Annotated in this window: 8 protein-coding genes; 7 read left to right on the top strand and 1 reads right to left on the bottom strand. The window is 41.9% G+C overall.

The window, feature by feature from the left end; genetic code table 11:
• From E4T71_RS07855 to E4T71_RS07825, 7 genes are all read left to right on the top strand, one after another.
• The coding region (locus tag E4T71_RS07855; protein WP_194181261.1) for a transposase at positions 1-267 on the top strand (267 nt) is incomplete at its 5' end.
• Positions 268-349: 82 nt separating this feature from the next.
• Positions 350-1,801, top strand: coding sequence for an LCP family protein (locus E4T71_RS07850; protein ID WP_135038722.1), 1,452 nt, complete (start codon positions 350-352; stop codon positions 1,799-1,801).
• 2 nt (positions 1,802-1,803) lie between these two features.
• Positions 1,804-2,535, top strand: a complete 732-nt coding sequence (cps4B, locus tag E4T71_RS07845; protein ID WP_135038720.1) for a capsular polysaccharide biosynthesis protein Cps4B — start codon at positions 1,804-1,806, stop codon at positions 2,533-2,535.
• A gap of 8 nt (positions 2,536-2,543) precedes the next feature.
• Positions 2,544-3,239, top strand: coding sequence for a Wzz/FepE/Etk N-terminal domain-containing protein (locus E4T71_RS07840; RefSeq protein ID WP_135038719.1), 696 nt, complete (start codon positions 2,544-2,546; stop codon positions 3,237-3,239).
• Between the two features lie 13 nt (positions 3,240-3,252).
• Positions 3,253-4,032 (top strand): tyrosine-protein kinase, encoded by a 780-nt coding sequence (locus E4T71_RS07835; protein ID WP_135038717.1) that lies wholly within the window; start codon positions 3,253-3,255, stop codon positions 4,030-4,032.
• Positions 4,033-4,048: 16 nt separating this feature from the next.
• Positions 4,049-5,068: a UDP-glucose 4-epimerase GalE gene (gene galE, locus E4T71_RS07830; RefSeq protein ID WP_135038715.1), complete on the top strand. Its 1,020-nt coding sequence runs from the start codon at positions 4,049-4,051 to the stop codon at positions 5,066-5,068.
• A gap of 137 nt (positions 5,069-5,205) precedes the next feature.
• Positions 5,206-6,189, top strand: a complete 984-nt coding sequence (locus E4T71_RS07825; protein ID WP_135038713.1) for a YeiH family protein — start codon at positions 5,206-5,208, stop codon at positions 6,187-6,189.
• 159 nt (positions 6,190-6,348) lie between these two features.
• On the opposite strand, the gene E4T71_RS07820 is transcribed toward E4T71_RS07825, so the two are convergent.
• Positions 6,349-6,690, bottom strand: a 342-nt coding sequence (locus tag E4T71_RS07820; protein ID WP_194181234.1) for a transposase, incomplete at its 5' end; no start/stop codon positions are given.

Below are 6,690 nucleotides of genomic sequence, written 5' to 3'. Positions count from 1 at the left end.
TCACAGACATTGAGGATTCCTGCAAATATAGAATTTTCGTTTATCCCACCTTATACTCCTGAAATGAATCCCATTGAACAAGTTTGGGCAGAAATTCGCAAATTAGGATTTAAGAATAAGGTGTTTAAAACATTGGATGATGTCATTGATCAGCTTCAAGAAGTCATTCAAAATCTATCAACTAGTCAATTACAATCTATTGTCCGTAGAGAATGGATATCTGCTAATTTTGATTCTGAACGAGTATTAAAGCTTGACAACTCTTGATTTGTGGTATAATAGGAGAGATATAATGACTAAAAAATAAAAAGGGAGGACTGGGCTGTCCCAGTATCCTATTGAGGAAAACATGTCTAGAAGTAGAAGAAATCGGATTGAGACGAATCCTATTTTGAAAATTATCAACTGGATCCTTTGGGGGTTGGTCGTTCTGCTAACTGCCTATTTGGTATATAGTCTTTTTCGTTATGGTATTTTAGCTGTATATAATCTGAACTGGATTTTAACGCTTGTCTCCTTTGTGGTGCTTGGAATTCTGCTTTGGGTTTTACTGCGTTTTCCAGCGCGTGTCTGGGTAACCTTTATCTTAGTGTTGGGCTTAGCAGTTACGGGTGTAGCTTCTATTGGAGTTCGGCAATTGGTGGGCTTTTCTTCTCGACTCAACAATCAAGCGAATTATACTGAGTATGAGTTAACAGTCTATGCACTTGAAAACAGTAACATTAAGGACATTAGTCAGGTTGAAAAAATCCTAGCGCCAATGGAGACGGATAAGGAGAACTTGACGAAATTGCAGGAAGATTTAGCAACTACAAAGCAAGTCAGTCCAAGTTTTGAAAGTTCTAGCTCCTACGTGGATGCCTACAGGCAATTGAAGGAGGGACAAGCACAAGCGATTGTGGTAAATAGCATTTTTGCAGATACCATTCAGAGTGAGTTTCCTAATTTTATGGATAGCTTGACTGCACTTCATACTTACAAGGTGCGGCGGAAATTTGAGACTGGTCGGCAGGATCCAAACGCTCAAGCGTTCACAATTTATGTCAGCGGAATTGATACTTATGGGCCAATTACTTCTGTTTCTAGATCCGATGTCAATATTCTTATGACGGTTAATCGTGAGAGTCAAAAAATTCTATTGACGACAACGCCACGGGATGCTTATGTACCGATTGCGGATGGAGGGAATAACCAGCAAGATAAACTAACCCATGCGGGTATTTATGGAGTTGATGCTTCCATTCATACATTAGAAAATCTTTATGAAATCCCTATTCACTATTATGTCCGGCTTAACTTTACTTCTTTCCTCAAGTTAATTGATTTAGTTGGTGGTGTAGATGTCGAGAATGAGCAAGCTTTTACGAGTTTACACGGGAATTATGAATTCCCAGTAGGTACCGTTCATTTGGATTCTGAGAAGGCTCTAGCCTTTGTTCGGGAACGTTATAGTCTTGAAGGAGGGGATAATGACCGTGGAAAAAACCAAGAGAAGGTCATTGCTGCGGTACTTCGCAAGTTGATGTCAGCGGATGCCTTGAAGAATTATCCTCAAATTATTCAAGGGCTTCAAGATTCTATTCAGACAGATATGAGTTTAGAGACGATGATGACTTTGATTAATAGCCAATTGGAGTCAGGTGGTCAATATCAGATTGAATCTCAGGCTTTGGAAGGTACTGGTAGCATGGACAAATCGTCCTATGCTATGCCAGGCTCTCAACTTTACGTAATGGAAGTGAATCCTGATAGTCTGGCCAACGCTAAAGCGAACATTCAGTCTGTTTTGGAGGGACAATAAGCATGATTGATATTCACTCTCATATTATTTTTGATGTGGATGACGGTGCTGAAACCTTGGAGGATAGTCGCGCTTTATTGGAAGAATCCTACCGACAAGGTGTGCGTACGGTGATTGCTACTTCTCACCGTCGTAAGGCTCTTTTCGACACACCAGAAGAAAAATTTGCGGAAAATTTTCAAAAAGTTAAGGCTTTGGAATCTGAGATCGGTCCAAATTTCACCATTCTCTATGGTTCGGAGATTTACTTCAATTCTGAAGCTTTGCGAAAATTAGAAGATGGGATATTCCCAACTCTAGGGGATACCGGCTATGCCCTGATTGAATTTAGTATGGATACTCCTTACCGAGATATTTATAAGGCTCTCTCAGCGGTTTTACACTTGGGGATTACTCCAGTGGTGGCTCATATTGAGCGTTACCATGCTTTGGATATGGATGCCGAGAAGGTAGAGGACCTGATTAAGATGGGTTGCTATATGCAGATTAATTCCTCATCAGTGCTTCCACCTAAGCTCTTTGGGGATAAGTACAAATTTATGAAAAAACGGGCTCGCTTCTTTTTGGACCAAGATTTGGTCCACTTTGTCGCAAGTGACATGCACAATCTGGAGAAGCGTCCCCCTTATATGGATCAGGCCTATAAGATTATTCGGAAGAATTATGGCCTAGAAAGAGCTCACAAGCTCTTTATCACCAATCAAGAATTGTTATTAGAAGACGAATTTATTTAGGAGAACTCATGAAAAAGCAAAATAATCAAGTGGAAGTTGATATCCTAAGTCTATTACGGACGGTTTGGAAACGGAAATTCTTAGTGATCTTCTTTTCCCTTTTGACAGCTATCTTAGCTCTAGGATATAGCCTCTATGTGGCGACTCCCATGTACCAAAGTACAACTCGGATTTACGTGGTAAATCGCCATCAACAAGACAATCCAGGTTTGACCAACCAAGACTTGCAAGCGGGTACTTATTTGGTTAAGGACTACAAGGAAATTATCCTTTCTCAAGATGTTATGAGTCGAGTGATATCAGATTTGGGCTTGGATATGGGAACCTCACAATTGGCTTCTAAAATCAATGTGACTGTCCCAGCAGATACGCGTATTGTATCTGTCAGTGTGCAAGACGAATCTGCGGAAGAAGCAGCTCGGATTGTCAATGGAGTTCGTCAAGCTGCGGCAGATAAAATTATTGAGGTTACCAAAGTATCTGACGTAACTACCTTGGAAGAGGGACAAGTCAATAGTCAACCGGTTTCACCAAATATTCGTCGTAATGTTCTGCTCGGATTTGTAGCAGGTGGAGCACTGATGGTTGTGATTATCTTGGTTGCGGAAATTGTGGATGACCGCGTGAAAAAACCAGAAGATGTTGAAGAAATGATGGGCTTGACACTTTTGGGTGTGGTACCAGACTTTACGAAACTAAAATAAGGGAGTTAACTGCATGCCAACATTAAAATTAAATCGGACGCGTCGGGAAGATGCGGAAAGAACCGAAGAATACTACAATGCTCTACGGACGAATATTCAGTTGAGTGGAGATAGCATTGATGTTATTTCTATTAGCTCTGTACAGCCTGGGGAAGGAAAATCAACCACTTCTGTGAATTTGGCCATTGCCTTTGCGCGTTCAGGTTACCAGACCCTATTGGTGGATGCGGATATTCGGAATAGTGTTATGTCCGGTGTCTTTTCTACTCGGGATAAAATTACAGGTCTGACAGATTACCTAACGGGGAAAAAGGATCTTTCAGAAGGTCTTTGTGACACAGATATTGAGAACCTCTATGTTATTCAATCTGGTCCAGTATCGCCGAATCCAACGGGTCTTCTTCAGAGTCAAAATTTCAATAAGATGATTGACATTCTACGCAAGTATTATGATTACATCATCATTGATACCCCACCGATTGGAATGGTAATCGATGCGGCCATTATTGCTCAACAAGGAGATGCAACCGTTCTTGTTGTTGAATCCGGCTCTAATAAGCGTAAAGCTGTAGAAAAAGCAGTTGAGCAACTAGAGCAGACCGGTACCTCTTTCCTTGGCGTAATCCTGAATAAAGTAGATACCACAATGGAACGCTATGGTTCTTATGGAGACTATGGAAATTACGGAAACTACGGAAAAAAAGCTCAAAAATCTAAGAAGAAAGAAAAGAAAAAATCTAAGAAAGTTAAAGAAGAACGCAGTCGTTCACGTCGAAACCGCGATAAAAAATAAAACAAGGGGGTAGCGGATGACTGAAACTATCTTGGTGACTGGAGGAGCCGGTTTTATCGGCTCCCATACAGTTCTGGAACTATTAGAGGCTGGTCATAAAGTCCTAGTTTTAGACAATTACAGCAATTCACATCCCAAAAGCCTGGAAGTGGTCAAAGAATTGACCGGCCAGGCTTTCCCTATTTACGAGGGAGATGTTCGGGATCGAGATTTGTTGCGACAAATTTTTTCCCAGCATAATGTGACGGGAGTGATTCACTTTGCTGGTTTTAAAGCAGTCGGGGAATCTGTCCAGCAACCGTTAGTCTACTACGATAATAATGTGGTAGGGCTATTACGGTTATTGGACGTCATGGAAGAAGTCGGTTGTAAAAACCTAATTTTTAGTTCTTCAGCTACGGTTTATGGACATCCGCACAAACTACCTATTCGAGAAGATTTTCCCCTTTCAGTCACCAATCCTTATGGTCGAACCAAGCTCATGAGTGAAGAAATTCTTCGTGATCTCTACGCTAAGGATCAGACCTGGAATTTGGTTATTCTACGCTACTTTAATCCTATTGGAGCTCATCCCAGTGGACGTCTAGGGGAGTATCCTCAAGGCGTCCCTACTAACTTGGTTCCCTATATTACCCAAGTTGCCAGTGGATGTCGTGACCATGTTCGCGTTTTTGGAGATGATTATGATACCCTTGATGGAACAGGTGTGAGGGATTATATCCATATTGTTGATCTTAGCCAGGGTCATGTGGCCGCTATGAAAAAGTGGCTTCCAGGATCAGGCCTATCCCTTTACAACTTGGGCACAGGTAAGGGCTACTCTGTTTTGGAGATGATTCAGGGACTCAGCCAAGCAGTGGGCCATGAGATTCCCTATAAAATCTACAAAAGACGTCCAGGGGATATTGCTAGCTGCTATGCCGATCCGAGTAAGGCCCAGCAGGAATTGGGCTGGACAGCTCAAATGACCTTGGAGGATATGTGTCGCCACGCTTGGAATTGGCAATGCTTGAATCCCAAGGGGTTCCAAGATTAAGGATTTTAAATATCCCTTAATCTGACGTTTTTGGACTCTAGGTTGGTTAGCCATTCGTTTTCCCTCTATGTTACATGTTCCCTTCTCTCTGAATCCTGTTTTTCAAGAGTGGGGGATTCTTTTTTAGAAAGGATTTTATGACACGTAATCACCTGCCTGGCCTTACGGTCTCACTCTTTGTAACCTTACTAGCTTTTACCTTGGCCCAATTTATCCCGTTGATTGGAGTTGCCCCGCTAGCTCTAGTATTGGGGATGATTTTGGGTAATACCTTCCTCCGTTCTCCCAAACTAAGTTTAGGAACTAAATTGGCGGAGAGTCGTTTCTTGGAGTATGCTATTATTCTGCTGGCTTTTACAATGGATACCCAAAACTTTGGTCAGATGGGACTCTCTTCCTTAGCTTTTGTTAGTCTAGCATTTATGCTTTCCTTGGTAGGGAGTTACAGACTGGCTCAGAGGTTAGGATTTTCACGGGATGCCTCGACCCTTTTGGCTGGTGGAACGGCTATTTGTGGTTCATCAGCTATTGGTGCTCTAGCTCCACTGACCAAGGCTTCTGAGCAGGAGAAGGGGACAGCCATTGTTTTGGTGAATCTTTTGGGGACCCTGCTGATGTTTCTCTTTCCTTTAGCCGCTGTCCTACTCAATTTGCAGGATCTCCAACAAGCCGCCCTCATTGGTGGCACCTTGCAATCGGTGGGGCAAGTCGCAGCAGCGGCTAATCTTCTTTCGCCAGCCGTCCTTCCCTTGGCAATGCTGTTTAAGCTGACTCGTATTTTTTACCTAGTCCCTGTTCTTTTTTTCCTTGAATTTTGGACAAAAGAAAAAGAAGTGGCACCAGTCAAGAAGGCTAATCCTTTGAAAAAAGTTCCGTATTACCTCTACGGATTTATCTTGGCAAGTCTGCTCAATATTTTATTGGATTTACCAGATCCGCTAACTGCTAGCCTTCAAAGTTTAATGACCTGGTTGGAATGGCTTGCTCTGGCAGCCATCGGCCTTCGGCTAGATTTACGCACCTTTATGAAAAACACCCCAGTCTACGGCTCCTATATCCTGATTATTGGGCTGGTTCAATTTGTTTTAGCCCTTGTTGGAATTTGGATGTTTGGGTTGTAGCAAGGAGCTTGAAATATGCTATAGGTGAACGAAATTCCAAGGGATAGCTTGACATCTGAAGGGGTAGATGGACTCCCTCCTGAATTTTGAGTATCCTTGCTGTTTTACTACCACCGGTTACTGGGTTTTTCAGCAAACACGGTGAATGGTAGCTTATACTCATTCAGAATCAAAATTAGCAGATATCCATTCTCTATGGACAATCGATCGTAAGCGAGTAGTTGATAAGCTTTGGATAACTTCTTGCAACTGATCAATGACGTCATTCAATGATTTAAATGCTTTGTTCTTAAATCCTAATTTCCGAATCTCTGCCCAAACTTGTTCAATCGGATTCATCTCTGGTGTATAAGGTGGAATAAATGTAAATTCAATATTGCTAGGAATATCCAATGTCTGTGATTTATGCCAAACCGCATTATCCATCACCAAAATAATATAGTCGTTAGGGTAAGCTTCTGACAGTTGTCGTAAAAATTCATTCATCCAAGCCGTATTACA

The organism is Streptococcus sp. WM07 (genome assembly GCF_004570525.1).
Classification (GTDB): domain Bacteria; phylum Bacillota; class Bacilli; order Lactobacillales; family Streptococcaceae; genus Streptococcus.
This window is presented reverse-complemented; position numbering and strand designations above follow the sequence as displayed.

Excerpts from the sequence above, each read along its gene's own strand:
- E4T71_RS07850 (WP_135038722.1), top strand. The coding sequence starts at position 350 with ATGTCTAGAAGTAGAAGAAATCGGATTGAGACGAATCCTATTTTGAAA.
- cps4B (WP_135038720.1), top strand. The coding sequence starts at position 1,804 with ATGATTGATATTCACTCTCATATTATTTTTGATGTGGATGACGGTGCT.
- E4T71_RS07840 (WP_135038719.1), top strand. The coding sequence starts at position 2,544 with ATGAAAAAGCAAAATAATCAAGTGGAAGTTGATATCCTAAGTCTATTA.
- E4T71_RS07835 (WP_135038717.1), top strand. The coding sequence starts at position 3,253 with ATGCCAACATTAAAATTAAATCGGACGCGTCGGGAAGATGCGGAAAGA.
- galE (WP_135038715.1), top strand. The coding sequence starts at position 4,049 with ATGACTGAAACTATCTTGGTGACTGGAGGAGCCGGTTTTATCGGCTCC.
- E4T71_RS07825 (WP_135038713.1), top strand. The coding sequence starts at position 5,206 with ATGACACGTAATCACCTGCCTGGCCTTACGGTCTCACTCTTTGTAACC.